The sequence below is a fragment of the Mesorhizobium sp. M1406 genome, from assembly GCF_040317555.1.
Taxonomy (GTDB): Bacteria; Pseudomonadota; Alphaproteobacteria; order Rhizobiales; family Rhizobiaceae; genus Mesorhizobium.
The window spans coordinates 35260-60322 of sequence record NZ_JAMYKW010000032.1; the positions used below are offsets into that span (position 1 = coordinate 35260).

General features: G+C 61.9%; 17 protein-coding genes and 2 pseudogenes. 9 read left to right on the plus strand and 10 right to left on the minus strand.

Annotation, left to right across the window (positions count from 1 at the left end):
- Positions 1–22 precede the first annotated feature (22 nt).
- Genes NKH03_RS22985 through NKH03_RS23015 form a run of 7 tightly spaced genes read right to left on the minus strand, consistent with a single transcriptional unit; the run spans position 23 to position 5244 of the window.
- Positions 23–511: a hypothetical protein gene (locus NKH03_RS22985; protein WP_352970682.1), complete on the minus strand. Its 489-nt coding sequence runs from the start codon at positions 509–511 to the stop codon at positions 23–25.
- A complete protein-coding gene (locus NKH03_RS22990; RefSeq protein WP_352970684.1) occupies positions 498–1856 on the minus strand; it encodes a FliI/YscN family ATPase in 1359 nt (452 codons plus the stop codon). The genes NKH03_RS22985 and NKH03_RS22990 overlap by 14 nt, the downstream gene beginning before the upstream one ends.
- On the minus strand, positions 1853–2470 hold the full coding sequence (gene sctL / locus NKH03_RS22995) for a type III secretion system stator protein SctL (protein ID WP_352882832.1): 618 nt from the start codon (positions 2468–2470) through the stop codon (positions 1853–1855). The genes NKH03_RS22990 and sctL overlap by 4 nt, the downstream gene beginning before the upstream one ends.
- A gap of 5 nt (positions 2471–2475) precedes the next feature.
- Positions 2476–3096: a SctK family type III secretion system sorting platform protein gene (locus tag NKH03_RS23000; RefSeq protein ID WP_352970686.1), complete on the minus strand. Its 621-nt coding sequence runs from the start codon at positions 3094–3096 to the stop codon at positions 2476–2478.
- On the minus strand, positions 3093–4028 hold the full coding sequence (gene sctJ / locus NKH03_RS23005) for a type III secretion system inner membrane ring lipoprotein SctJ (RefSeq protein ID WP_352970689.1): 936 nt from the start codon (positions 4026–4028) through the stop codon (positions 3093–3095). Before sctJ ends, NKH03_RS23000 begins: the two co-directional genes overlap by 4 nt.
- A complete protein-coding gene (locus NKH03_RS23010) occupies positions 3944–4576 on the minus strand; it encodes a hypothetical protein (RefSeq protein ID WP_352871584.1) in 633 nt (210 codons plus the stop codon). The genes sctJ and NKH03_RS23010 overlap by 85 nt, the downstream gene beginning before the upstream one ends.
- 20 nt (positions 4577–4596) lie before the next feature.
- Positions 4597–5244, minus strand: a complete 648-nt coding sequence (locus tag NKH03_RS23015; protein ID WP_352970691.1) for a type III secretion protein — start codon at positions 5242–5244, stop codon at positions 4597–4599.
- A gap of 351 nt (positions 5245–5595) precedes the next feature.
- On the opposite strand from NKH03_RS23015, the pseudogene NKH03_RS23020 reads away from it, so the two are divergent.
- Together NKH03_RS23020 and NKH03_RS23025 are read left to right on the plus strand one after the other, a co-directional pair.
- Positions 5596–5907 (plus strand): annotated as a pseudogene (locus NKH03_RS23020) (L,D-transpeptidase); the annotation flags it as partial.
- Positions 5908–5910: 3 nt separating this feature from the next.
- Positions 5911–6843, plus strand: a complete 933-nt coding sequence (locus NKH03_RS23025; protein WP_352871586.1) for a LysR family transcriptional regulator — start codon at positions 5911–5913, stop codon at positions 6841–6843.
- A gap of 17 nt (positions 6844–6860) precedes the next feature.
- On the opposite strand, the gene NKH03_RS23030 is transcribed toward NKH03_RS23025, so the two are convergent.
- Positions 6861–16700 carry a LysM peptidoglycan-binding domain-containing protein gene (locus NKH03_RS23030; RefSeq protein WP_352970693.1) on the minus strand — a complete coding sequence of 3280 codons (9840 nt, stop codon included), beginning with the start codon at positions 16698–16700 and terminating at the stop codon, positions 6861–6863.
- Positions 16701–16776: 76 nt separating this feature from the next.
- Positions 16777–17637 carry a MurR/RpiR family transcriptional regulator gene (locus NKH03_RS23035; RefSeq protein WP_352970695.1) on the minus strand — a complete coding sequence of 287 codons (861 nt, stop codon included), beginning with the start codon at positions 17635–17637 and terminating at the stop codon, positions 16777–16779.
- Positions 17638–17848: 211 nt separating this feature from the next.
- On the opposite strand from NKH03_RS23035, the gene NKH03_RS23040 reads away from it, so the two are divergent.
- The 6 genes from NKH03_RS23040 (at position 17849) to NKH03_RS23065 (ending at position 23319) form a co-directional block, all read left to right on the plus strand.
- On the plus strand, positions 17849–18034 hold the full coding sequence (locus NKH03_RS23040; RefSeq protein ID WP_352871591.1) for a hypothetical protein: 186 nt from the start codon (positions 17849–17851) through the stop codon (positions 18032–18034).
- A gap of 122 nt (positions 18035–18156) precedes the next feature.
- Positions 18157–19161 (plus strand): SctD/MshK family protein, encoded by a 1005-nt coding sequence (locus tag NKH03_RS23045; RefSeq protein ID WP_352970696.1) that lies wholly within the window; start codon positions 18157–18159, stop codon positions 19159–19161.
- Complete coding sequence (locus NKH03_RS23050; RefSeq protein ID WP_352970699.1) at positions 19158–19598, plus strand: hypothetical protein; 441 nt, start codon at positions 19158–19160, stop codon at positions 19596–19598. Before NKH03_RS23045 ends, NKH03_RS23050 begins: the two co-directional genes overlap by 4 nt.
- Before the next feature lie 17 nt (positions 19599–19615).
- Positions 19616–19927, plus strand: a complete 312-nt coding sequence (locus NKH03_RS23055) for a tetratricopeptide repeat protein (RefSeq protein WP_352871596.1) — start codon at positions 19616–19618, stop codon at positions 19925–19927.
- Positions 19924–22089, plus strand: coding sequence for a type III secretion system export apparatus subunit SctV (gene sctV / locus NKH03_RS23060; RefSeq protein WP_352970700.1), 2166 nt, complete (start codon positions 19924–19926; stop codon positions 22087–22089). The genes NKH03_RS23055 and sctV overlap by 4 nt, the downstream gene beginning before the upstream one ends.
- Before the next feature lie 204 nt (positions 22090–22293).
- Positions 22294–23319 (plus strand): EscU/YscU/HrcU family type III secretion system export apparatus switch protein, encoded by a 1026-nt coding sequence (locus NKH03_RS23065; RefSeq protein ID WP_352970702.1) that lies wholly within the window; start codon positions 22294–22296, stop codon positions 23317–23319.
- Positions 23320–23519: 200 nt separating this feature from the next.
- On the opposite strand, the pseudogene NKH03_RS23070 reads toward NKH03_RS23065, so the two are convergent.
- A pseudogene (locus NKH03_RS23070) lies at positions 23520–24335 on the minus strand (NAD(P)/FAD-dependent oxidoreductase); the annotation flags it as partial.
- A 206-nt stretch (positions 24336–24541) separates the two neighbouring features.
- Here NKH03_RS23070 and NKH03_RS23075 point away from each other — a divergent pair.
- A complete protein-coding gene (locus NKH03_RS23075) occupies positions 24542–24826 on the plus strand; it encodes a hypothetical protein (RefSeq protein WP_352870817.1) in 285 nt (94 codons plus the stop codon).
- Positions 24827–25063: the final 237 nt, after the last annotated feature.

The window sequence follows — 25063 nt, forward strand, 5'->3', positions numbered from 1 at the left end:
ATATCCACGATCACGGATTGGGCTATCGTTCCGCGGGCAAGTGCCGCGGACCGCGTTCCTCCTCCTCGACAAGCTCGGAAAGAGCCAGGCGACGACGCGCGCTGCGTTTGGTCAGATGCTCCAGCAGTCCATCCAGCTTCGCCACCGCCTTCACGCTCGCACGATGATCGTTGCGCGCTGCCGACAATTCCACTTTCCGACGCTCCTCGGCGACGCCGGCCATCTTCTCGTTTTCACGCAGCTGCGCGGTTTTTCTGGCGGCAATTTCGAACCGTCCCTGGAGCCGATGCAGGCTGGCGGCCTTTACCGGTTGTCCGACAAGCGAACCGAACGCTGCCTCTTCTGCGTCAACCGTGTGCTGGAGGTGCTCAGTGACCGCAGCGGCCGCCGCCTGAACCTCCCTCGCGGCCCGGTGCGAAGCGGCGTGCCTTCTGATCACGCCTTCCTTCGCGCGTTCTTCCCGGCGGCGTCTGAGGTCGCGCAATCGAGCGACCATGTCACGGTCTTTCATCGACGATTTCCCGCATGAGTTGGCGTGTCTTCTCGATGCTCTCGTGTGTGGCGGACGCCTGACGCAGAAAGGCATTGATGGCATCGATCTTCGCCACCGCCTCGTCCGCCACGGCATCGCTGCCCTTTTCGTATTCACCGACCCGCAGGAGAAGTTCGATGTCGGCGTAGCGGGCAAGCAGCTCACGCAGGTGGCTGGCGTCGGACCGATGTGCCGGCGGTACAACCGCATCCATGAGACGGCTTCGGCTGCGCAAGACGTCGATGGCCGGGAAGTGGTTCCGCTGCGCGAGTTCGTTCGACAGGAAAACGTGGCCATCGAGCAGCGCCTGAATTTCCTCGGCGACAGGATCCAGTGTGCCGTCGCCTTCCAGGAGAACGCTGTAGAGGCTGGTGATGGAACCGACGCGGCCGGGGCCTGAGCGCTCGAGCAGGCGCGGCAAGACCGCGAACAGCGAAGACGGAAAACCGCGACGCGTCGGTGTCTCGCCCGAGGCCAGGCCAATCTCGCGCTGCGCACGGGCAAACCGCGTTATGTTGTCCATCGCAAGCAGCACATGCTTGCCCTGGTCCCGAAAATATTCGGCAATGCTGGTCGCCACATAGGCGGCCTTGACGCGCTCGATGGCAGGCCGGTCGGATGTCGCAACGACGACGATTGCCCGCTGCCGCCCTTCCGGTCCAAGTTGATGTTCGAGGAACTCGCGCACTTCACGTCCGCGCTCGCCGACAAGGGCGACCACGGCAACATCGGCATCGGTGCCGCTGACAATGTCGGAAAGCAGGATCGACTTGCCGACGCCAGGTTCACCGAAGATGCCGACGCGCTGCCCACGCGCGCAGGTGAGCAGCCCGTCGAGGGCGCGGATTCCAAGCTGGATCGGCTCGGAAATCAAGCTGCGCTCGAGCGGGGATGGCGGATAGGCGTTGACCGGATAGCTGCCGGTAATGCCGTCCGGCGAAAGCGGTTTGCCATCCAGTGGCTCGCCGAGCGCGCTGATGACCCGACCAAGCAGGCCGGGTCCGACGGGCACGCGCTGGTCCTTTCCGGTCGCAACCACCTCGGTCAGGCTTGAAAGACCGGTCAGATCGCCAAGCGGAACAAGGATCGCCATTTCGTCCATGAGGCCGACGACTTCCGCCCTGGTCGTCTTGCCGGTCCTGGGATCGACCAGTTCGCATATCTCGCCGATCCGGGCCTCCTCCATGGTTGCATGGATAACCGTGCCGGTGACCCGCTTAACACGCCCCTTCCTCGGCCGGCTTGCATCGTCGCGGAGGGCGGAACGCAGGTTCGGAATGATAGACGCCAGACGGCTTTCGATATCGACAGCGGGCTGTGTCATGGAACCTCCGCCTTTGACGCAATCGCGGCAGCCATGGCTTGGAGCTGCGCGTCGATGCTCGCATCGACGACGGCAAAGTCAGTCGAAACGACGCAGGCGCCGGTTGCCAATGCGTCATCCGCGTCAATCTCGACCGTCATGCCCAGATCACCCTCGCGCAAGACCGCGTCCAGCTCATCGCGAACCCTGTCCACGGAAGCGGGATGAACGCGGACTTTCAGATATTTGGCGCGGCGAATTTCAGTCACAGCCTGACTTGCGGCCTTCGCGACAAGCGTGCTGACGTCGAATTCTCCAAGCATTCGCCTGACGACATCGAGGGCCAGGCTGATGACTTCGGCTTCCAGCCCGCCAAAATAGCGATCCACCTTGACCGCTGTCTCGCTTATCAACCGCGTGGCGTCCGCATCGCCTTGCGCCTTGCCGTCTTCATAGCCCTGCGCATATTCAGCCGCATAGGCTCGCCGGGCAGCGCCACGCAACTGCTGCGCATCGCGCCTTGCTTCATCGAGAACGGCATGACCGTCCTGCAGGGCGCGCACCTCGGCGGCGCGCAGGATCCGGGCGAAAGGGCGCCTCGGCACGGCATCGGTCGCTTTGCCCGGTTCGATCATCCCGCCTAGCCCATCGCTCGTCGAACAATCGCTGGACCGGCCTCGGCAAAGGGTTCGGCTGCCGTCTGGTCGACAAGCTCGTGCGATACCAGCTTGAGGCGCACCCGCATGCTCGTATCGCCAGGCATCGCCTGACACCAAGCGCCAAGGCAACGCAGGCCGTCGGCATAGACACGGCCGTAAATGTCCTCCAGGGGCTCCAACCGCTGTATCGGACCGGCCAGATCGCGATTGGCGACCGCGAAAGCGCAGAGATCCGCGCCAAGCGCTGCCTGCCACGCGACCGCTTCGCGTCCAACAATGACAGCGGCCAGACTGCCGGCCCAGTAGATCGCGCCGGCGCGAAGCGCAAGTCCCTCCAACTCCTCGCCAGAGGACAGAGCGATCGCTCGATCGACCTCGTCGGCCGGCTCTTCGACTGCTGAAGAGAGCCTATGACGCTCTATCAAAAGCTTTGACAATCGTTCATGCAGGCGTTGCGACTGCAGCATGCGCTCGCAGGCAGCCTCGCCGATCGTACCGTCAAGGCATTCCGCGAGCCTTGCCGCATCGACATAGGATGCGGGGTTGGACACGAATGCCTGCCACTCCGGGCTGGCGGTTTGCGTCGAGCGGGTCTCGGTCATGTCTTCTTCACAGGCATTGTCGAAGCATCGAGCGCATAGACGCCTGGCTGTCGGTACCACTGCAGGTAGGCCAGGCGGGCAGCCAGCGCGAATATGGCCGCCGCCATGCCGTAAAACAGCCCCATCGCGGCGGCAACGCTGTCCGGATGCATCCAGAGGCCGAGGAAGCTCGTGAGGCCCGCCTCGCCGCTTCCCTGTTCGGGGGCCGTCGCGGTCACCGGAATGAGGGTGACGGAGACATTGTCATAGGTCAGTCCGGCGACACCCTTGGCCACCAGCATCTTGACCTGCGGAATCAGCTCATTCATCGGAACCGATGCGCGATGGCGGATGAAGACGGAGGCGGACGACGGCACCAGCTGCTGTCTCAGCGGATCGTTTTCGGGCAAGACGAGATGAACACGCGCGGAAAGCACGCCGTCGATATCCGAGATGGTCTGCGACAGTTCCTGGCTCAGGCCATAGATCATCGTCGCCCGCTCTTCCGCCGGCGAGGATACAATCCCACCTCTCTTGAACACCTCGCCGAGCGTTTGGAATTCCTGTTTGGGCAAGCCGCTTTCGTCGAGAATCGCCATGGCCTCGGCGAAGCGGCCCTTCTCTACGGAAACCGTCATCTTGCCGTCCTTGCCGGTCTCGCGTTGCGCCGGAATCCCGTGGCGCACCAGCGTAGCCACGATCTCATTGGCCTGCCGCTGGCTGAGGTTGGAATAGAGCTCCACAGAGCACGCTTGCAGTACGAGCATACCCATGACAACGAGGGCGACGCGCCAACGGGCGCCGTATCGATTCAATAGCGTTGACCGCCACGGCAAGGTTAGCGTCGGCACGAAACACTCCGCGGCATTTACTGTTGTTTGATCAGCGTGCTGGTGGACGACGTGACGGCCGTCACGCTGCTCGTCACGACCTCGAGATTGGCGGCTGCCCACATCACCGAAATGGACCGTTCGAGAAGTTGCTCGGCATTCTTTGCCGGGGAATTCTCGGCTTCCTTGCCGGACGGCGCTGGCTTGCCGGCAGCATCCTGCGTGGCGGCTGTCTCGGCGTTCGCGGGAGCGTTCGCCTGGCCGAGTGCTTTCTGGACCTGTTGCATGATTCCGTCCAGCGACCGAACGGCCGAACCGAACAGCGCCGACGGATCCGTGAACGCCCCGCCTCCTGCCTTCTCGGCCTCGGCCAGATAGTCGAAGAGTTGGCGCTCGACGATGGGCTCGGTCCTTTCCGGTTTGGAGGATTGGCCGGCCATTGCTGGATTGGCGCCGGACGATGCCTGTGCCACCTGCTGACCAGACCGTGTGGCGACATCGCTGCGCTCAGGCGTGTTGAGCTTCGCGGCGTCGTGCTTTTCCTGCTTGGCACCGACCATTCGGTTGCCAGGCTGCGCCGCAGCGCCGGCGGTGATCTGCTGTTGCGCGCTTATGCTGGTGGTCAAGTTTGCAAGTGTAGCTTCCAGGGCTCCAATCGGCGCGATTTGCATGAACCTGCTCTCCTGTTTTCCTAGTTCTTGTTGGCGGAGGGGACATCATACGCCTCCACCTGCCTGCCGCGGAAAACGCGGACCGAAACAACCTTGCCCGGCTCCGGCTTCGTGCCCGTTGCCGCGGGAACCCCGAGCGTTTTCCTGACCAGTTCGATGTAGGAGGGCGGCCCCGATACCGAGACGACATCGTCTTGTTTCGAAACCTTTACCGGAAACCTCGGATCGATGACGCCCAGCCGCGAAAGCCGATCTTCGGCGCCGGCAGCCGTGTTGGCATCAAGCCGGATCATTTCCGTCTGGATTTCGGCTTCGGTTGCCACGTTCATGACAATGCCGTCGAAATGCCAGACCAGCCCATACCGATTGCAAATCTCTTCCAGAAACTCGTGGGCCGTTCCAACAGGCATGCCGGCACTCAGGCGCCCCTTTACAAGCTTGCTTACACGCATCGGCACCCGCATGTTGCGGCCAAGCTCGACCAGCGCGTCTGCCACTGACTGGTCGACCGTGATGTATTTGTAGGGGCCAGGAGGCCACCGCGGTTCGGCGGCATACGCGCACTGCGAGGCAAGGCCGAACGCCAGAACCATCGCCAGGCCGCAGGCGACAAAGGCAGCCCTGGCTCCCGACAACCGATCCGCATGGCAGATACCGCGTCCCGTCAATTTTGGTCCTATTGCAAGCGACCCACGAGTGTTGCCCGCGTCGCTCGCTTCATGGTTTGCCCGCCGGTCTCACTCTATCGCGCACACTGGAAAATTGGAAGTCCATTTGGACTACGCATTAACTTGCTGTGCCAAATGTTGCGAACGACAAACAAAGCGATATGGTGCGCGCTGGAATCAGGCGGGACCCATGTGTGATCCACTGTTCAACGCCTGGATGCAGAAAGGTGTCGGTGGTGGCAAACAGGGCCCTGCTCGCGAACGTGTTCGTTTCCGCCAGCATAACGGGAGGCAGTATGCTGTCCGGCCCACGTCTCAGCCGGAGACTGGCTGCGGCAGCCTTTGTTGCTGCCACGCTGGTTGCCGCCATGGCGGCGCAGGCCCCAATCAAACAACGCTTATGACCCTAGAAGCTGGACTTACGATCAGGCGAGAAATGTGCTGGTCTCCCCTTCTGCTCCTGACCAGACGTCAGACGAAGGAATGCTGCCTGGCGCCCGCGCCCTGTATATCGGAAATACGCTTTATCGCGTCCACGGCACCAACCAGCCATGGACCGTCGGACAGGCCAACTCCTCCGGATGCATCCGCATGACCAATGAAGACGTTATCGATCTATATGACCGCGTAAAGATTGGAGCTCAGATTATTGTCCGGCATTGAATCGTGATCCCTTTCAACATCAAGCAGCTCGAAACCTTTCTCCTGGTCGCCACTTTCGGAAGCTTTCGAAAGGCAGCGGAACGCCTGAACACGACGCAGCCGGCGGTATCCACCCGAATTGCCGGCCTGGAAGAAGCGCTGGGCGCCAAGCTGTTCGAACGGCACAGCAGCACCGTCAGGCTGACCGCCGAGGGACAAAGGCTGCTGCCACCTGCTCAACGGGTCCTGCGCGTAGCGGAACGGCTGCAACTCGCGGCCAACTCTCTCTCAGAGACGGCAGGGGTGCTTCGGCTCGGGGTTGCCGAATCCATCGTGCACACCTGGCTTCCGGATTTCCTGAAGGAATTGCAAGCAAACTACCCGCTCGTCGATACGGATATCGTCGTTGATGCGACGACCACCCTTCGCAACGAACTCATGTCCCACAGGCTCGATCTTGCAGTGCTGATGGGCCCGATTCTAGAGTACAGCATCGAGAACATCGAGCTGCCATCCTTTCCGCTCGTCTGGGTCTGTTCGCCGCGATTGAAATTGGCCAACCGAAGCAAGCTGACGCTGAATGATCTGATGCAGTTTCCGATCATCAGCTACGCGCGCACCACCAGACCCTACAGCGAACTTTACCGCAAGCTCACCAGCGAACTGGAAGAGACGCCGCGTATCTTTCCGGCCAATTCGCTGGCGGCCTCCATCAAGATGACTCTCAACGGTATCGGGATAGCCTCGCTCCCCGAGGAAGTCGTCCGGGACTATACCGCAAGCGGCACACTGCGCATTGTCGACTGCGAATGGCACCCGTCCGACCTGCAGTTTACCGCCTCCTATTCTTCCGAACCATCCAATGCGATAGCGGAGCGGGCGGCGAAGCTGGCTGCCTGCGTCGCGCACGCCTATGCCGCGAGAAGCGGCAAGGCGCAGCCTGCTGACGGGCGCTAGATTGGGCCGGCAGTTCCTCAGCCGACCGACGTGACCGGCAGGTAGATGCGGTCGCCTGAGAAAATCATGTCCGGACTCAGGATATGATCCATGTTGAGCACCACCGTCTCCGCCACATCCGCTGAATGGGTCCTGGCGATCAGGCGGATAGAGTCGCCGTTCTTGACGTCGACCCACTGATAGCCATTCTTCTCCAGTGTTGGATTCGTGCGGCCCTCGGAATTGCTGCTGCCCTTGGGGTGAACCTCGACATAGTCGCCGGAGACCCAGCCGCTATGCATTTCGCCGTCCGGTCCGAAACCTTCGACGGGTATCCAGGCTTCTCCCGAAGGATCGGTCGAAGGCTTCGCGGTCTGTTCGACGAATGTGCCGGGTTGCAGAACCGTCGCCACGGCCGAATGCCCGTCAGGCTGGGTCCGCAAATTCAGGCCGTCATCCGCTTGCACGACAAGTTGCGGAAAGGTCTCTGGCAGGGTTTGCGTCCCACCTGGAACATCCGAAGGATCATCGGGTCGCTGGGACGAGGGATCGCCATCCGGTTTTTTCGGATCGGGTGGAGGGGCCGTCTTCGCGCCCTCCCAAGGCTCCGCGAGCAGGGAGTCCAGCGAGAAGAGAAGCATTCCAACGCCGAAGGTGATGCCCAGGGTCCATCGATCCCATGCGGTCCATCTTTTGTCGGACTTTTCCGCCGCCGCGATATCGGCATCGGTCCGCGGTACCGAACGGCTATTCATTCGGTCCGTCCTTATGGCCGACGCCCAGAATTCCGCGCAGCCGAACGTGAACATGGTGCCGGCGACTGTTGCGATCGGCGCCGGCCAGGAATGCAGCGTATAGACGGCGCAGCCAAGCACATATCCTGGTCCAGCCAGATGTTCGGCCAGGTTTCGGATCACCGGTCTGCCTGTGAACGACTGCAGCATCGACTTCGTGCCATAGACGATGTTGCCGAGCGTAAACGTGCTGTTGACGACAAGATCCTTACCCTGGATCATCCCGGTCGCGGCACCTGGCGCCGCGGCTATGAATGTGGCTCCGCCGAGCGCGTTGAGGAATCGCCCGAACGGCTTGTGACCCGCGGTTGCGTTGGGGAAGAGCGCCTGCGCGCCGAAAACGAAGCCTCGCACGCCAAATGCCACCCCACTTGCGGTGGCGGTCCAAGTTGGCGGCAACGAAGTCCACAGCATGTAGGAGGTGGTCGACATGCCGCCAAAGGTGGCGAGCGCCTGAGCGTTTTCCCGTATCCTGGCATGGCTCAGCGCCAGATCGACGCTGCTCGCTTGCTCCGGCGTCATCGCCTTTTTATGGGTTGCCCGATAGGTCGTCAGTTGCAGCACGGAGAGGCCGTTCATGTGATCCCCGCTCATCCACTCGAACTGCTCAAGCGTGAACTTGCGGAACTGGCCGGGGCTCATTTCCTCGAACTGTTTTGGTGTCACCGCTTCGATTTGCGGCTGGGTCAGCGCTTCGGTGTGGTGGATCGTGAAGGCGCCCCATTGATCGCGGGTCAACACCGGGATCTGCTTCTCGGTCAGCCACGGCACCTGCTTGGGATCGAGCTTCGCCACGTCCACGGAACCGACCATGGTTTCGGGGATCGCCTGAACCTGGCGCTCGGTTAGGTTCTTCAGCAATCCGGCCTCGCCCACGTCCTTGAATTGCTGTGACGTGAACTTCGCGACCTGGCCGGGCTTGAACCAAGGAACCTGGCGCGCTTCCAACTTCGACACGTCGACGAACTCGACCAAGTCTCCTTTGATCGCCTGCAACTGTGGTTTCGTCAGTTGAGGCGTCAAACCGGCTTTGCCGAGATCTTGGAACTGCTGGCCGGTCATGTTCCGGATGTGGCCCTCGGTCAGCCAAGGAATCCGTTTCCCGTCGAGGCCCGCGATGTTGACCTGGCCTATCTTTGCCTTCGGGATACCCCGCAGTTGGCTCCTGGTCAGAGAAGGCAGCAAGCCGGCCTGATCCAAGTCGCGGAACTGCTGTTCCGTCAGTTCGGCCACCTGCTCACGCTTGAGCCAGGGAATCTGGTTCGGCTGGAAATCGCCCATGACGAGATCCGGCACCTGGTCAAGCGGCGTCGCCCTGACGCCATCTCGGGTGAGCACGTGGCCGCCGGAAGCACCGCGTATCCATGGCAGCACGACGGCTTCGCCGGTGTCGGGGTCGTACACCAGTATGTGCGTCTTGTCGGCCAACTCCGGTGCATCGGCCGGCGCGCGAGGCCGGTCGGAAGGCGGCACATAAACCTGTTGCGGGCCCCTCGGCTCGGTGCCCAACATTGTCGCGGTGATCACCTTGCCGCTCTCGTCCTTGAGCTGCATGGTTCGGCCCGAACCGGTTCCGGCCGTTGCGGATTGGGGTTGCGGTGCTGCCGTGGCGGGCTTGTTGTGTCCGAAGATGTTGCCGACAATTCCCGCATCGTCGAGCGCCCGCTGCAAGTCCGCGGAAGGCGGCGCATCGAGGAAAACCCAGCGCGGCTGATAACCCGGGTTCTCGTTCCGCAGCGCCACATCCTTGTTGATTTGCTCCTGCAATTTCGGCGTGAGCGGCACTTCACGCATCTGCGCGACACCGTTGATCGTCGTCCAGCGATGATAGGTCTTGACCTCGATTGCCTCGATCACGTCGTCGCTCTTTAAGACAGGCGAATCCACGTATCGCCCACCCACGCCTGAGACGGGGTGGGGCCCACCCGGGTTGGCATCGACCGGAAAATGCACTTCTCCAGGCGACCCATTGAGTTCGCGCGTATAGATCTCGCCGGCCTTCCATTTCTCGGGCTGCCGCATGTTGCGGACCTGTTGCAGCGAGTGGGTCGTCGGAGGCGCCGCCTCGATGGCCTTCCTGGCTGGCGTTGCCGCCGGCGGCACCGTTTCGCCCTCCGGCCGTCCCTGACTGCCCGGCACATGGTCCTCGGAGGCGCCGCGCACCCATGGCAGGACGTATGCCTCTCCGGTCTCCGGATCGCGGAACAGAATATGCGATTTGTGCATCAGTTCCGTTTCGTCGCCGCGCGCTGGTTGTCCGTCGGCTGGCGGCACATAGACATTCTCCGCGCTCTTTGGCAGCGGTCCATATCGGGTGGCGGTCACGGATTGACCGTGCTCGTCCCTTATCTGAATCGGGCCGTTTCGGCGGCTGCCCACTTGCGAGGAGAGGAAGGTCAGCACGCCATCGGCAACGTTCTGGCGCATGAACCCGCCATCCACGATCGACGAACCGAATTCCGTCCGGAACTGCTCGATCGCCGCGCGCTGGTCGGGCCTTGCGTTCTTTTCCAGTTCGCCGAGGAACTGCTCCAAAGAGGCCTTGCCGCCCTTCGGAATGCCTGTCGCCGAGCCGTCGCGCGAGGTTTCTACCGCGTGGGCGAGCCAGGCGGGGATCGTCAATTCCTCAGTTTGCCCGTCGGCCCGATTGAAGGTCAGTGTCGCGGTTTCGTTCTCGGCGATCGAAGACGCGATGCTGGCCGCCTTGGACTTGTATTGGATTCTCACCTCGGCGCTGAAAGTCAACGCTCCAGCAGGCAGAGGATGGGTCGACAGTGAAAGCGTGTAGCGCGTGGCCGGGGTGCCATGCGAACCGTAGAGGTTCTTATAGATGTTGCCCGCGCTCGGCATGTAGCGGGACTGCGCTGATCCGTCGGGTTGGAAGCGCGCCGGAAGCCATGACTGTACCGTCGATTTCACCTTGTAGGTCGCGGACGTGACCATCCGGTCGGGATTGAAACCCAGTACGCCAGGCAGCCTGTTGTGATCGTTGAAGATGACGTCGACCAGCATCGCTTCGGGGTTTACAATTTGAGCCTTCTCGCCGGTCAGCAAAACGATCTCTACCGTGGGCGCCTTGCCCGGTACGGCCGAAAGTCGCAACCCGCTCAGCGTCGGTTCGTCAACCAGAGAAACCGTGTTCGACGGATCGATCTGGCCGGCCTTGACGAGGTCACGGATCGAGCGGATGCCATCGCCCCGGCCGATGGCCACGATGAGTTCGGATGCCTTCGCCGGATCCTTGACCGCGAACTGGATCTTCAGGCTTGTCGAGCCGAGAGCGGACTGGATCTGGTCGAATGCCGGCGTCGACACGACGTCGCCCGGCTGAAGCGTGTCCTTGACGGGCAGTTCCGGGCGCTTCTCGAAGCCGATGCGCGGCATCTGGTCCACAGCCGCGACGTGATTGGCCACGATCGGCAGGCGTATGCCGGCCTTGGTCTCGGTCATGACACGGTCGAACGGAAGCGCGCCTTGCAGCTGGACGTGGCCGGAACTGTTTTCCGCCGGCACGCCAAAGAAGTCATGCTGGCCAGGTGCGAGCGTGACCTCTTCGCCTTGGAGCACAGGCGTGTAGGCCATCTCGATCACGGTGCCTTCGCCATCCGGCGTCATCCCGACGATGGCAGCATCGAGCGGCTTGGCGTTGTAGCCCGTCGCGTCGCTGAATATGGCCTTGCTCGCAGCCGCCGACAGATCGCTGCTGCGGACCGGGAAGGCCGTCTGGTTGGACACCGGCCATACGCCGGCCTGGAGGCTTGTGATGTTCCTGTATTCGCGTGCCCGGTAGGATACGACGCCCTGGGTGCCGAGCGCGTCCTTGAACGGCGTCAGGCTGCGTTGGCCGACGCTGTCGACGATCGACCATCCGATCATGCCGAAATCGGTCTTGGTTCCGACACCGAAGCCGACGGCCGCAATTGTCGGCGAGCCGATCCCGAATGCATCTCCGGTGTTCAGCCGGGCCCGGAAGGTGACGCCGACGCGGAAGTCCGGCAGGATGTCGCGAAGTGGCGTGCGCGGTATCTGGACGCCGTCCGGGCCATAGCGCTCGGCCATTTCGCGGCTGGAATAATAACCCTTCTCCTGCTCGTAGCGGGTCACAAGCTGTTCGACGGTCAAGCCGTCGAGATAGGCCGAGGGCGTCCTCGGATCCTTGCCGCTGGTGTAGACATACTCGCTCGTGTCGTGTCCGGGCGTGCTGGCAAAGCTGCGTGTCTCCGGGTCCCAGACGAGGCGAACCGTTCCGTCTTGTCCTGTCGGCTTGCCCGGTACGATGATGGGATCGCCATCGGCGGGATGGGCAGTACCAGGCGGGGTCGACCCCTGAGGATCGTGGCCCGGCTGCATTGTCGAACCATCGCCGCTGCCGTCATCGGCCTTGATCACGTCTCCAGGTATCACCGGATGGCTGGGGTCGTGGAAGACCTGCTTCCCGGTCGGCCTGTAAACGCCGTCGGCACCGATCTCATAGACATTCATTGGGCGCCCCGAGGAACCGGGCTCCGGCGCCGGCGGCAATTGCCGCGGTCCGTTGCCGCCAGGCGGCTGCTGGTGTGGTCCGTCGCTGACCGGTGGCGGACTGGCGTCCGGACCATTGGAGCTCGCCTGCGTGCCCGTTCCCGGCCGCAACGTACGCAGGCCGTGGATGCCGAGGCCGGTACCGGTGACCCCGGTGCCAAGACCCGTAAGCGCATTGGCAAGCTGGAGACCATTCATCTGGTCTCCGTTGACGGCAAGATCGTAGGCAGAGGTCGCCAGTAAGGGTGCGCCGACAATCACCGAGCCGACATCCATTCCCCACGCCGCCTTGTTCAGGCCGGCGGTCGATTGCATGTAGCTGCGGGTTTCGAGCGCCAGGGAAGAGCCAGACCGTGTTGCGCCTATGCTGCCGCGGAAGGCCTGGAGAGCGGTCATTTCCTTTCCCGCCATGCCAATGGTGCGCAGGCCGCTGGATGCCATGGGCAGAACCGTGGTCGCCGCGCTGGCGATGTTCATCAGTGACTCTCTATCGTCCCACTCGCCGCCATGTTCCAGATGGTTGACCTGGTTTATGACCGCTCGGGTTCCGAGATAGGCAGCCCCCGTATAGGCCAGCGGTGCCGCGATCGGCGCGGCCGGCGTGAACGACAGGATAGTGGCGATGCCGGTCCCAATGCCAACCAGCGGATCGACAACCTTGTCCCAGACCGAGACGTTGCGCGCCTTCACCACTTCAAGCGCGATCTTGCCGTCGTCTCCCGCCTTCATCTCCAGTCCTTTGGGAACGACGAGCTTGCCGTTCTCACCAAACTGGCTGTTGTTGTCCTGGAAATCGCCGAGGTCGTCGAACTTCTTGCCGGTTGCGTCGACATAGCGAGTGTTGCCGTCTCCGTCGCGCACGGCAAAGAGCGTGACCTGCTGCGTCCCGACCTCGTCGTCGACGTAGAAGATCGGTACTCTGCGCACATACGGATTGTCGCCGCCAATATCGCGGATCTCCTCCGTCACATTGTCGATCGCCTCGCGGCCATCATCGGTCGAACGATTCAGGCCGAACGTCCTGGCGACCGTGTCGTCGAGGGTCGTACCAGGTTGTTCCCGGAACTCGTTGTCGTAGCCGCTGTCGAGCAGCTGCTGGAACTTCGGCTGATAGATGCCGTCGAGCGTCTGTTGCTGATGTTCGTCCAGATAGGTCTTGTCCACCGTGCCGTTGCGGTCGGCCAAGAGCGAGGGATCGCTGAGCCGAAGCTCATGGTAATCGCTGAACCCCTGCACCACCCTGCGCAGATCCTCGGCCTGCGTTATCTCAGCCCTTGTCGCATCAAGCTTGAGCTTGGAGACCGCCAGTTCGGGGTCGACCCAGCGGCCACCATGATCGTCATCGTGTGTGTCCAGGTCGATCCAGATTGCCTTGCCGCCCTGGGTCAGCGCATCGATCCCTATCTGGTTGTATTTCTGGGCAACCTCCGGCGCCACCTTGATCGTCTGTCCGCCGACATCGATTTCGACCGGCTGCACGCCATCGGGCAGCGTCCCTTGGGGCGCATCGACCGCCCCAGGCCCGTGTTGCGTCAGCGCATTGTTGAAGTTGGTCTGCAGGCTCGTCAGCTTCGTTTTCAGGTCGGTGATGCTGTTGCCGAGCTGCTTGTCTAGGACATCGTTCAGATTCTTTGCCGCTTGCGCCTCGCCGGCCTTCGCGGTTTCCAGGCCGTTGGCGGTGCACACCTTCTCCGTCGAACCGCTCAGAAGCTGTTGCCAGTCCTTGTTGAGCTGGCGGTCCCGGTATTCGTCCCTGACGTTCTTGTCGTTCAGACTGTAGGTGAGCTGCTGCTCTGTCGTTCCTTTGTCGAAATGGTTGACGACCCAGAGCTGGCCATCACGGACTTCGAGCGTCGAGGTCTTGTAGTGACCCAGGTAGTCGCCGCTATACCGGTTGTATTCCTCGTTCGGGTCGAACTTCTGTTCGCCAAGATACTGGACAAGCAGCTTTTGCTCGAGATCCGTCTGCTGCGCGCCGACCTGTGCGGCAGTGGTATGAGCGTCGAAGTAGTTCTGGTAGGCCTGCGCCAGTTCGAGCTGACTGCCTGCTGTCGTCTGCAGCGCCTTCAGGTCCTTGTATTCCTTCGAGTCCGTGGGGACGCCGTCCAGTTCGGCCTTCCCCACCAGGAAATCGATGGTGAGCTTGTCGCCCTTGCTCAGATGCAGGCCGACCTCGGAAAACAGCTTGTCGACGGCTGCATGCTCGGCGACACCCTGAGCGTGTTCCGTATACCGGTTCGGGCCGTTGACAGGGCCGACGGCTGTTGCATTGGGATCACCCAGCGGCGTCAGCGTGCTCTGCCCGGCGATGGCATCTTTGAGGACGCGTCCGGCATTCTCATATTCGCCGCGGGCATCCCTTGCGTTCTGCAGCAAGGTGTTGGCCTTGGTCAGCCGCTCCCGCGCATCGGCGAGCGTGCCCTTCGGTTTCTGCGCAGTCCATTGCAGGCCGTGAGGCGCCAATGCCTTGTTTATGATGGTCTGCGCGCCATCGACCGCATCCTTGTAGGCGGGATCGAGCATATCGACGTTGAACTGCTCCTGCTGCTGGCCGGCCAGGGCTCGCGTCTCGGTGATGCGCGACAGGGCGATGTTCTCGTCAATGATGGCCTGGGCGACCTGGGGATCGACCCAGGTCCAGACGCCGTCGATCTTCATCGGCGTCCACTTCCCTCCGGAAGGTGCGTTGCCCTGTGGCGGATCGCCGAACGGATCGACAACCCTGTTTTGCCCATCCAGCTTGGGCTTGGCGGCCGTGCCCAGACCGTATTTGTCGATCAGAGCCTGTTTGTCCTGTCCGGCTTTCTCCGCAGCGTCGATGAGGCTGGGCAAGGTCTCACCGGCCAACAGCCCTTCGACAAAGGTCTTCACGACCTGGCCTTCCTTTGCCTCCTCGGAATTGCTGCTGTTGGGGTTCACCGCCAATAGCGTCCTGGCCAGGGAGGCCTGCGTGCTTCCTGCCTCGATCTTCAGGTCGATGCCGGTGGTGTTGTTGTGCAGCGTCAGACTGCCGTCGGGCCTGGTGGTAAGCGTATAGCCGTTGAAGCTGACCTCCACGGTCGTGCGCGTCCCGTTTTCGATGGTGATTTTTTCGCCCGGATGGATGGTGTCCGGGTCGCGGGACGAGCTGAAAAGTTCCGGATTCGTCCGCCTGAGATCATCCAGTGTCACGCCATGTTGCCGCGCGACCAGGGTCAGGTTGTCGTCGGGTTTGACCTCGTACTCGACGGGTTTGCCGCCGTTGATCTTCTCGGTGGTGGTCGTCGTCACGCGGCCGTCCTTGTCGGTGACGATCTTGGTCTCGGTCCCTGTTTTCGGATCGACGATGGTGGTCGTGGTTTCGCCGGTCTTGGTGTTGCGTACACTGTTGCGGGTCTTGCCGTTGCCATCGACGGACTGCGACGTTTCCTTGCCGTCCGCCGTGGTCACGACGGTGCGTTCGTCGTGCTGATAGTCGTGCGAGTAGACGGTCTTGTTGCCGCTGTGCGGATCGACGATTTCGACCGACTGCACGTCGCCGTTGCCGCTTGCCGCTGCCTGCGTCTTGACCTGATAGCCGGCGGCCTGCAGTTCGGCGATCACCTGCTCGCTGGTGCGGCCGTTGTCCCGCGCGATCTGCTCGATGCTTTTGCCGTCCGCCAGACCGTCCTTGATATTCTGCGTGCTTGTCCCGCCGGGATCCTGCGCGGCCGCCAATATGGTCTTGCGGCCGTCTGGACCGGTGACCGTGGTCACGGGAAGCGACGGGCCGGCGCCCGGCGTCACCGTTTCCACCGAAGCACCGTTGGGCAGCGACGTCCGCTCGGTGACGGTGCCCGAACCGAGGTCGTCTTCGTAACGTGTCGTTATGGCGCCGGTGTCGGCATTGTAGCTGCTGGTTTCCTTGCGCCCGAGCCCATCCCGGACCGGCGTGGTGGTCGCGGTTCCGTTGGGTTGCTCGACGCTCGTATAGTAGCTGTCGTGCTGGTAGTCGTAATATTGCGTGACGGTGCGGCCGCTGGCATCCGTGATTTTCGTCGTCTGCACATCGCTATTCGGATCGGTGGTCGACACGGTCATGCCGCCAGACCGGAGCGCGGCGATGACCTGGTCGCGCGTCATGCCGCGGGCAGACGCGATCTGGTCGATGCTCTTGCCGCCGGTGACGTCGTTAACGATGTTGCGGGCAGTCGTCGCTTCCGCGGCGTTGTCGTCGGGCTTGCTTCCGTCAAGTTTGACCGGCGCCAGCGTGGGTGCCGCGAGATCAGTCCGCACATAGAGCGCCGGCGTCACCGTCGTGCCGTTGCCGGGCGTGCCGGTGCCAGCGTTCACGAGGTTGATGCCCGGCGCCGCCGGAGCCGCGACAGGCGGCGGCTGAAGGGAACTCAGCTGCGTGTTCACCTGCGCCAGTTCCTGACGGGCCTGCGCCGACCAGTCGCGCTCGCCCATCCTGTTGGCGAGCCTGATCTGCTCCCGGAGTTTCGCCGCCTGCGCCTCCAGCCGCGCTATCTGCTCGGTGTTTGCCGTTGCATTGACCTTCTGCGGCTGGACCGGCGGCTTGTTGAGCGTTATCGGGCGAACCATCTGGACGACCTCCGGAAATCACTGTTGCCGGCAGCCTGGCCGCCGGCACGCCCGCCTGACCGCACCCTTTCGGATGCTATCGAGGGGGCTTCCAATAAATGCCGAAAGCGGCAAGCTGCTCTTCCGACTGTTTTACCCGTTCGACGGCATCCGTTTCGGACCGCGCTGCCGTCAGCGCCGCCAGAAGCTCGACGGCGGCGAAGGCCGGCGCCATGCTTCGGAAGAACGACTGCGAATTCGACGTGACGATGATTGTCTCCCGCGCGATCCGCGTCAGCGGAGACACGCTGCTGTCGGTGATTGCAATCACGCCGACGCCTTGCCGGGCCGCCTGGCGCGCCACGTCGATGGTCGTGCGTTCATAAGGCGCCATGCCCACAGCCAGAAGCACGTCGCCACGTCCCGCGTGCTGGAGTGCATCCAGGCCCTGTCCGGCCATCTCGCCGACAAGCGTCACCTTGCGATCACCGCCAGCCAGAAACGACATGACGTGAACGAAGTGGCTGGCGACCGGATAAGCCGAACGTGAGCCGAGACCGAAAAGATCGCGCGATCTTGCAAGCAGGTCGGCGGCGGCAACGATCTGTATGGCGTTGGTGTATTCACCAAGACTTGAAATCTGGGCCGCTAGCGTGTCGGCAACGACGCCGACGGTCGAATATCCCGGATCGCCACGCTGTTCGATCCCCTGTCGCGCCGGCTCTCCTGCGATCGTCTCCCGCAGCGCGCGCGCATAAAGACCGCGCATATCCTCGTAACCTTCAAGGCCAAGCCATCGCGCCAGCCGCATCATCGTGCTGTGCGAAACGCCAGCCTGGTGCGCCTGCTCGCGCATCGACATCAGCGCGACCTCCTTGGGATGATCCAGCACGAAACGCGCGGCGACCCGCAACTGCGGCGGCATATTGTCAAACCGTTCGACCAATAACTCGGCCAAAGGACCTTTTTCCATCCTGAAGTACCCCATTCACCCGCTTGGCAGATTACTCCTCACGCGTTGGCAATGCAACAGTTGGAACTTGAGCGGGTTGCATATTCCAAATGGACTTTCAATTTCGGTCATGCTGCCTTAGAGTGCCTCGGCAACCTGCCGGATCGCAGCGGTGTGAGTCCGGAGTTTGTAACTTGAATAGTCCCTCAAGGAGACAATGATGGCTGCTACCCCTCCCATTACCTCCGGCTCTGCCGGGTCGCCGGAACAGAACCTGGACAAGATGATCAAGCAACAGGAGCGCATGTTCGGGCTGGAGATCACGAAAGAGATCGCGAAATCCCAACATGACATGCTGATGAGCACCGCGAAAACGCTCGGCCAGTCGGCTGAAAAGGCCTAAGGCAGCGGATTTTCGAACCCATACGCCGCCGAAAGCAACCGGCGGCGTACTGCACGGCAGAAACCTTTCAACGCCGTCGTCTGGCTGCATTTGAAATTGTCATCGGCGGGAGATCAAGTTGCATGACCGCTAGGCCTATCGGCAGATATCTGGATGCGGCACCGGCGCGCCGGTTCCGATCGATTATCGCTCCCTCCACGGCAGCACGGCATTCCATCGCGCTTAGCGTAATCCACGGATTTCACGCCGGCGCCGAAATCGATCTGGTCGAGCCGGTCTATACGGTCGGCTCCAGCACGGAGTCGGACATTGTCCTCAGGGATGCAGGCATCGCGCCGATCCATGCAAGGCTGCGGCGTCAGGGCAGCCAGTTTGAAATCGAAGCCGTTGGCGGTGATGTGGCGCTTGCCACGGGAGAGACCATCCACGAGGGACATGGCAGCCGCTGCAGGCTGCCGCTCATCATAAATGTGGGTGATGCCAGTATCCGGCTGGTCAACCCGCTGCGCGGATCGAACCGCTGGACTGTTTCCAATCGTCCTCTCCTGGTTGCGGGCAGCGTTCTCCTTGCCGTCTTCGCCATCTCCGTCGCTGCGAACGGGTTCTCTTTCGCCAAGCCAGACATTGGCGAGGAGAAGCTAGCCTCTCAGGACGGCGAACCGATCAGAATGGCCTTCGCCGGCGCGGCAGGGCAAGAAGTGCTGGACGATTCATCGCCGCCGCAAATTCAGAATGCCGCCGCAGCGGCAAGCCAGCTCAAGCAGCATCTCGAGCAGTCGGGCATAAGCGCATTGACCGTTCAGCAATCAACGGGACGCCTCTTGGTCTCGGGGATGATCCCGAATGACAAGAGCGGTGTCTGGACGGAAACGCAATCCTGGTTCGACCAGGCGTTCGGCGCCCACATTGCGCTGGTCTCCAACGTCATGATCGGCAATGCGGAGCAGGCTCCGCGCCTGACGCTGCAGGCAATCTGGTATGGCGAGCGGCCCTACGTCATCGCAGCCGACGGTGCACGCTACCACGAAGGTGCATTCACGGATGACGGCTGGACCATAAAGCATATCGGCGAGACGGAACTTCTCCTGACCAAGGGCGGCGCCACGGTCGCGCTGAAATATCCGTGAGCCGCCGGCTTGAAGGGCCGCGGTTCGACACGGCAAGGGGCGACACACCCGGCCGCGAGGTTCGCCAGGCCGAAAGCGTACGCGGTCAATCGATCAACCGGCGGCGGATGAATGGCGTCGACAAAGCCGCAAACCGTGCACAGGGCACGAAGTCGGCCGCTGGTACGGAAAAGACACAAACAGCGGAATTCCAGCCCTCTCCGGGTCAAGCCGGGGAATCGCTCGATGAGATCCTCATCAACTTCGTCATGCCCAGTATTCCCGAGCCAGCCATCCTGCGTCGTTCTGTGCCAATTCTTCAGCATTTCGTAGCGGACCTGGTCCCTGACCTCGAGGGCGGCGAGCAACTCAAGGCACTCGCCAGAACGCTGGTGGAGGATGAAATCGAGCGTCATCGCGATCTGCTTGGTCGCATGCAGGAAGGAATCGAAATCTGACCGACCCGCATGAGACGGTGCATCTGCTGCATGTCCTGGGCTATCTCTACGGGTGTCACGGGCAGGCAAAGCGGGGCGCGGCGTACCTGCTTATCGCCGCACAGCTCTCGCCGGGAAATGCCGGCGTGCTCAGGACATTGGCGCACCTGCTCACACTTGATGGCGAGGCGGAAAAGGCGCTTGCCACGATCGCCAGGCTGGAGACCTTGGAAGGAATGGACCATCCGGCGCTTGCCTTGCTGAAGAGCCGCGCCTTGCTGGCGGCCGGGCGCAAGACCGAGGCGCGCAGTGCCTTGCTGAGCTTCCTGTCGCAACGAGGTGTTGAATGACCATGTCGGAGCGGCTTCTGCAATTCCTGGCGAGGCTGTCACGCCGCAGCGACCTCGTCATCGCCGTCCTGCTGCTGGTCGCCGTGGTGATGATGCTCATCCCATTGCCGACATTCCTCGTCGATATTCTCATCACCGCAAATATCGCCATCAGCGTGCTTATCCTGCTGGCTTCGTTTTACGTCTCTCATCCGCTCCAGTTCTCGTCGCTGCCGTCGGTCATCCTCATCGCCACCCTGTTCCGGCTGGCCATCACAATCACGACAACGCGACTGATCCTGCTCCAGGCCGACGCGGGCGACATCATTACCGCCTTCGGTACCTTCGTCGTCGGCGGCAGTATTGCGGTGGGCCTGGTCATCTTCCTGATCATCACCGTCGCACAGTTCATCGTGGTTGCACGCGGTGCCGAACGCGTCGCCGAGGTGGCCGCGCGCTTCACGCTCGATGCCCTGCCGGGCAAGCAGATGAGTATCGATGCCGAGTTGCGCAACGGCGACATCGATCAGGCGGAGGCACGCCGCCTGCGCCAGCAGCTGGAGCGCGAGAGCCAGCTGTTCGGCGCGATGGATGGCGCGATGAAATTCGTCAAGGGCGATGTCATCGCCGGGATCGTGATCATTCTGGTCAACCTTGTCGGTGGTTTCGCCGTTGGGACACTGCAGCACGATATGTCCCTGGGGGACGCGGCTTCCACCTACTCGCTGCTCACCGTGGGCGACGGGCTGGTGGCTCAGATACCGGCACTGCTCGTCGCCGTGGCCGCCGGTACGATGGTGACGCGCGTCGGCAGCGCCGACGGAACGGGAGACCTTGGCCAGCAAATAACCAGCCAGCTGCTGCGGGACTCCCGAGCGCTCGCGCTTGCCGCGGTGATCATGGTTGGCCTTGCCATGGTGCCAGGCTTCCCTGCCGTCGTGTTCCTGATTCTTGGCGCCTGCTTCGGAGCGGGCGCCTACGCAATCAATCGCCGCACTGCCCAGGAATCCGGGCCCAAAGACATCGGCCAGATCGCCACGCCCGAACCAGGAAATTCCGCCTCGCTTTCAGCAATCCCCACCGGAACACTGCCTCCTTCCTATCGCGTCGTGGTCCGCTTCGGAACCGAGCTAGGACGCTCAATCCCGGAGCCCGAGTTTGCCACGCTCGCCGACGGCGTGCGCCGCGAACTGTTCGGCGATCTCGGTGTCGACGTTCCGGCTATCGGCACGCAGGTCGACGAGATGCTTTCACCGCGAGGCATCCGCATCGATCTGGAAGGAGCGCCCATCCTGGATGCCGAAATTCCAGCCGACCGCGTTCTTGTCGAAGCGGACGCGACGCATCTCGATCTGCTTGAAGTGACCTACGAAAGAGCTCCTCCGGTTGCCGGTCAGCGCAAATTCGCGTGGGTCGATGACAGCAACATATCGGTGCTGAAGGAAGCCGGCTTCGCCTTCTCCACGCCAGCCGAAACAGCGGCCAAATGGACCGAAAATTCGCTTCGGCTCTATGCCGGCCATTTCGTCGGGATTCAGGAGACACGCAGGCTGCTGTCGGACATGGAGCCGGATTACGCGGACCTGATCAAACAGGCACAGGAGATCGTGCCGCTGCAGAAGATCGCAGAAGTGCTTCGCCGGCTCGTCGATGAAAACGTGCCGATCCGCAATCTGCGCCTGATCCTCGAGGCCCTGATCGAATGGGGCCAGCGCGAACAGGACGTCGTCCTGCTGACGGAATATGTCCGCACATCCCTGAAGCGCCAGATCAGCTTCCGCTCCGCCGGCCGCACCAACATCATCGCCGCCTATGTCCTGCAGCGGTCGGCCGAGGATATCCTGCGAAACGCGGTGCAAAGCACTTCGACCGGGACATTCCTGAATCTTTCCGACGATGATGCGCAGGCCCTGGTCACCGAAATCGAGCGGGCGCTGACGCAGAACTCCACCGACGTCTCACCGGTGGTCCTCGCCGCGATGGATGTGCGGCGTCATATGCGGAGCCTGCTCATACACAATGCCATCGAGCTTCCGGTTCTGTCCTTCCAGGAACTCGCGCAAGAATTCAACGTCCAGCCGCTGGCCACGATCGCGGGCCGCTCGGGCAAGGCCGGGGCGAGCAGTGTCTCCCGGTCGTTGCCATCGGCTCAGCCGAAGGCCGGGCAAGAGGCAACCTCATGACGCCAGCCGGACGGACGGGGACATTTAGGCCTTCGCCTGCACAGCGCCGGTCTTGCTCGTCTGGCAACCGCTCAGCGCCAGCGTGATGACGATTGGCCAGAATACGACATGCAACCGCATATCCACCTCTCCCTATTCAAGCCCGCCCTACCTTACACAGGCCAGCGGCCTACTGGAACCACGACAGTGCGATGAGATTGCAACATGACCGAAGAAGCTGAGGAAAAGAAATTACCAGCGTCCGACAAGAAGCTTCGTGACGCCCGCCGCAAAGGCCAGGTTTCGCAAAGCCGCGACCTGGTCTCCGGCTTCACGCTTTTCGCAGCGCTCGCGTATCTCTATTTTTCCTGGCCGATGCTCTTCAGGCGCCTTTCGGAGCTCGTACAAACCGTGACGGTGCCCGGCGGCAGCCTGGGGGCCATTCGCCATTCGTTTTCGTTGCTGATGCTTGCCACATTTCCGCTGGTCGGGATCGTTGTCGTTTTTACCGTGGCCTTCGGCATGCTGGGGACGTTCGGACCGGTCTTCTCGTTTGAGCAGCTCAAGCCGCAGTTCGATAACATAAACCCGGCGAAGGGCCTTCAGAAAATCCTGTCGCTGCGCAACGTCATCGAGTTCACCAAAGGCCTGATCAAGGTGGTGTTGCTGGCAAGCCTGTTCGTATTCATCTTGACCGAATGGCTGCAGCCGCTGTTCGATGCGCCAGGCTGTGGTCAGTCATGCCTGGAGCCGATTATCAAGGCGGTGCTGACACCCCTTGGAATTGCCGCCGCCCTGGCCTTTGTCGTTATCGGCTTGATCGATGTTCCCATTCAGCGCTGGCTGTTCCTTCGCGACATGCGCATGACGGCAACCGAATACAAGCGCGAACACAAGGATCTCGAAGGAGATCCATTGATCCGCCATGAACAGCAGCGACAGCGGCGCGAAGCGGTGATGCAACCTGCGAAGCTGGGTGCGAAGAATGCGGTCATCGTCTTCGTGTCCGGCGACCGCGCCGTGGCATTGCGTTACGTCAAAGACGAAACGCCGGTGCCGACGGTCGTTGGCAAGGGTCAAGGCCGCGCGGCCGACGAGATAATGGCTCAGGCGCGCCAGGCAGGTATCCCCATAGTCGAGGATGCGGTAGCCGCCGAAACACTGTTCGAGCAGGCGAACACCGGATCTTATATCGGCCAGCAGATGTTTTCGCCGGTCGTTCGCCATCTCGTCCGGCACGGGCTCACCTGAGGCGACGCAAGTCGGCTGGCTTGGCCAAGATAAACCAGCGTCGAACGAGCGAGGCAGGATCTTTAGGCGAAGGAAGAACGCCGGGTCGCAGTACGCGGGCGAGTCAAACGAGCGCAGGGTTGGGCGAAAAGCACGATCGTCATGAGTTATTCCGGCCACATCGGATCGACCAAGCGGCAGTTCCGATCTTGAATCGATCTTCAAGAGAACCGAGTTGGCCGAAAGCCTGCGAGGAGTGGGTGCTCTCTTCCCGTGGCGATCTCGTCGGCAAGCAGCTCGCCGGCGATCAGGCCAAGCGTTGCGCCGCTGTGGCTGAAGGCGACGTGGTATCCCTTGATGTCCTTCAACCGGCCGAATACCGGCTCGCCATCTCCGGGAATCGGCTTGGGGCCGACACCGTAGCTTTCCAATTCCAGCTTCGGATGGCCTTCCAGAACCTTCGAGGCTTCCTCGAGAAGCCCCTGAACTGTCGAATCCTTCACGCCATGAGTGCCGTCCGAATTGACGACCACCTCTTCTTCCGACCAGGCGGAATCGAGCGCAAGTGCTCCGTCCGGTGTCGGGCGGATGGCCACGCGCGGCGTGTTGAGCACGGCGCGAAGGGGCAAGTGGACCGGCTTGGTCCTGACCAGCAGCGCGATTGGTGTTCCGTCGGCGATATACTGGCCGGAGGCCGCAACCATGCGCGGCACATCACCGCCGGTCGCCAGGAGTACTGCGTCGGCAGCAAAGCTGATGCCGCTTGTTGTGGTGACGCCAGTGGCACGGCCATCGACGATCATGACCGTAGCGCATCCAGCCTCGGTGACAAGCTGACCGCCACGCGCCACGAATTCCGCAATCAATATCTCGATCAGCGACGGCAGATCGACCCAGCCTTCGCCTGGGTTGAGGATCGCGCCCTGAGGGGTGACCGCGCTGGCATCTATGCCCAGGGTGACCGACGCTATCGCATCTGACGACAGATGCCGCGCATCATAGCCGAGGTGTTTCTCATGGGCGAAGACATGATCGATGATCGAATTCGGAAAATTATAGGTGGGAATCGAGGACGCTTACGAAGTCCTCATCGACCCGCCGTCGCACCGTGGCGGTCACCGCTACCAGATCCCCAATGCCAATTCTCGGCACCATGGAATGGGTCTGGAGCGGTCCCGGCTTCATCAAGGGATTGCTAATATTCGGCTGGAGGCGCAAAGTTTCTTGACACATGAGGCTCTTTTTGATCGCGCTCGCCGTCGCTCACAGCTGGTATACCGGCTACCATGATCCGGTCACCGGCTATGAATGCTGCGACGATAAGAAGGATTGTAGGGTCATCAGCCCGCGCTATGTCGAGCCGCTGTCGGGCGGCGATTTCAATATCCGCACAGGGTCCAAGAGCCGATACTTCATCCCCAAGAACCGCGTCCTTGAGAGCGAAGACAGCCAATATCACATCTGTACGTCGCCCCCGAATATGACCATCCGCTGCTTCTTTGCGCCGCACACCGAGGCCAGCCGATAGGGAATGTCGGACAGCGGCCGGTGGAAACGCGCTAGTGGGGCTCTGTGCCGCGCGCCTCCCCCGATTGTTTGCGTCAGCGTGCAGGAGTATGCTGTTTCGCTCCCGAAAACGGCAAGATTTTCCAGGAGGAACCGATGTTAGCCTCCGACCTAACGAAATTTATCGAGCAGGATCATCTGGCTCTGGATGCCTTCGTAAAGGGCGATCCTGAGCCCTTGAAAAATCTCTACTCGCGAC

Excerpts from the sequence above, each read along its gene's own strand:
- NKH03_RS22985 (WP_352970682.1), bottom strand. The coding sequence starts at position 511 with ATGAAAGACCGTGACATGGTCGCTCGATTGCGCGACCTCAGACGCCGC.
- NKH03_RS22990 (WP_352970684.1), bottom strand. The coding sequence starts at position 1,856 with ATGACACAGCCCGCTGTCGATATCGAAAGCCGTCTGGCGTCTATCATT.
- sctL (WP_352882832.1), bottom strand. The coding sequence starts at position 2,470 with ATGATCGAACCGGGCAAAGCGACCGATGCCGTGCCGAGGCGCCCTTTC.
- NKH03_RS23000 (WP_352970686.1), bottom strand. The coding sequence starts at position 3,096 with ATGACCGAGACCCGCTCGACGCAAACCGCCAGCCCGGAGTGGCAGGCA.
- NKH03_RS23010 (WP_352871584.1), bottom strand. The coding sequence starts at position 4,576 with ATGCAAATCGCGCCGATTGGAGCCCTGGAAGCTACACTTGCAAACTTG.
- NKH03_RS23030 (WP_352970693.1), bottom strand. The coding sequence starts at position 16,700 with ATGGTTCGCCCGATAACGCTCAACAAGCCGCCGGTCCAGCCGCAGAAG.
- NKH03_RS23040 (WP_352871591.1), top strand. The coding sequence starts at position 17,849 with ATGATGGCTGCTACCCCTCCCATTACCTCCGGCTCTGCCGGGTCGCCG.
- NKH03_RS23045 (WP_352970696.1), top strand. The coding sequence starts at position 18,157 with ATGACCGCTAGGCCTATCGGCAGATATCTGGATGCGGCACCGGCGCGC.
- sctV (WP_352970700.1), top strand. The coding sequence starts at position 19,924 with ATGACCATGTCGGAGCGGCTTCTGCAATTCCTGGCGAGGCTGTCACGC.
- NKH03_RS23065 (WP_352970702.1), top strand. The coding sequence starts at position 22,294 with ATGACCGAAGAAGCTGAGGAAAAGAAATTACCAGCGTCCGACAAGAAG.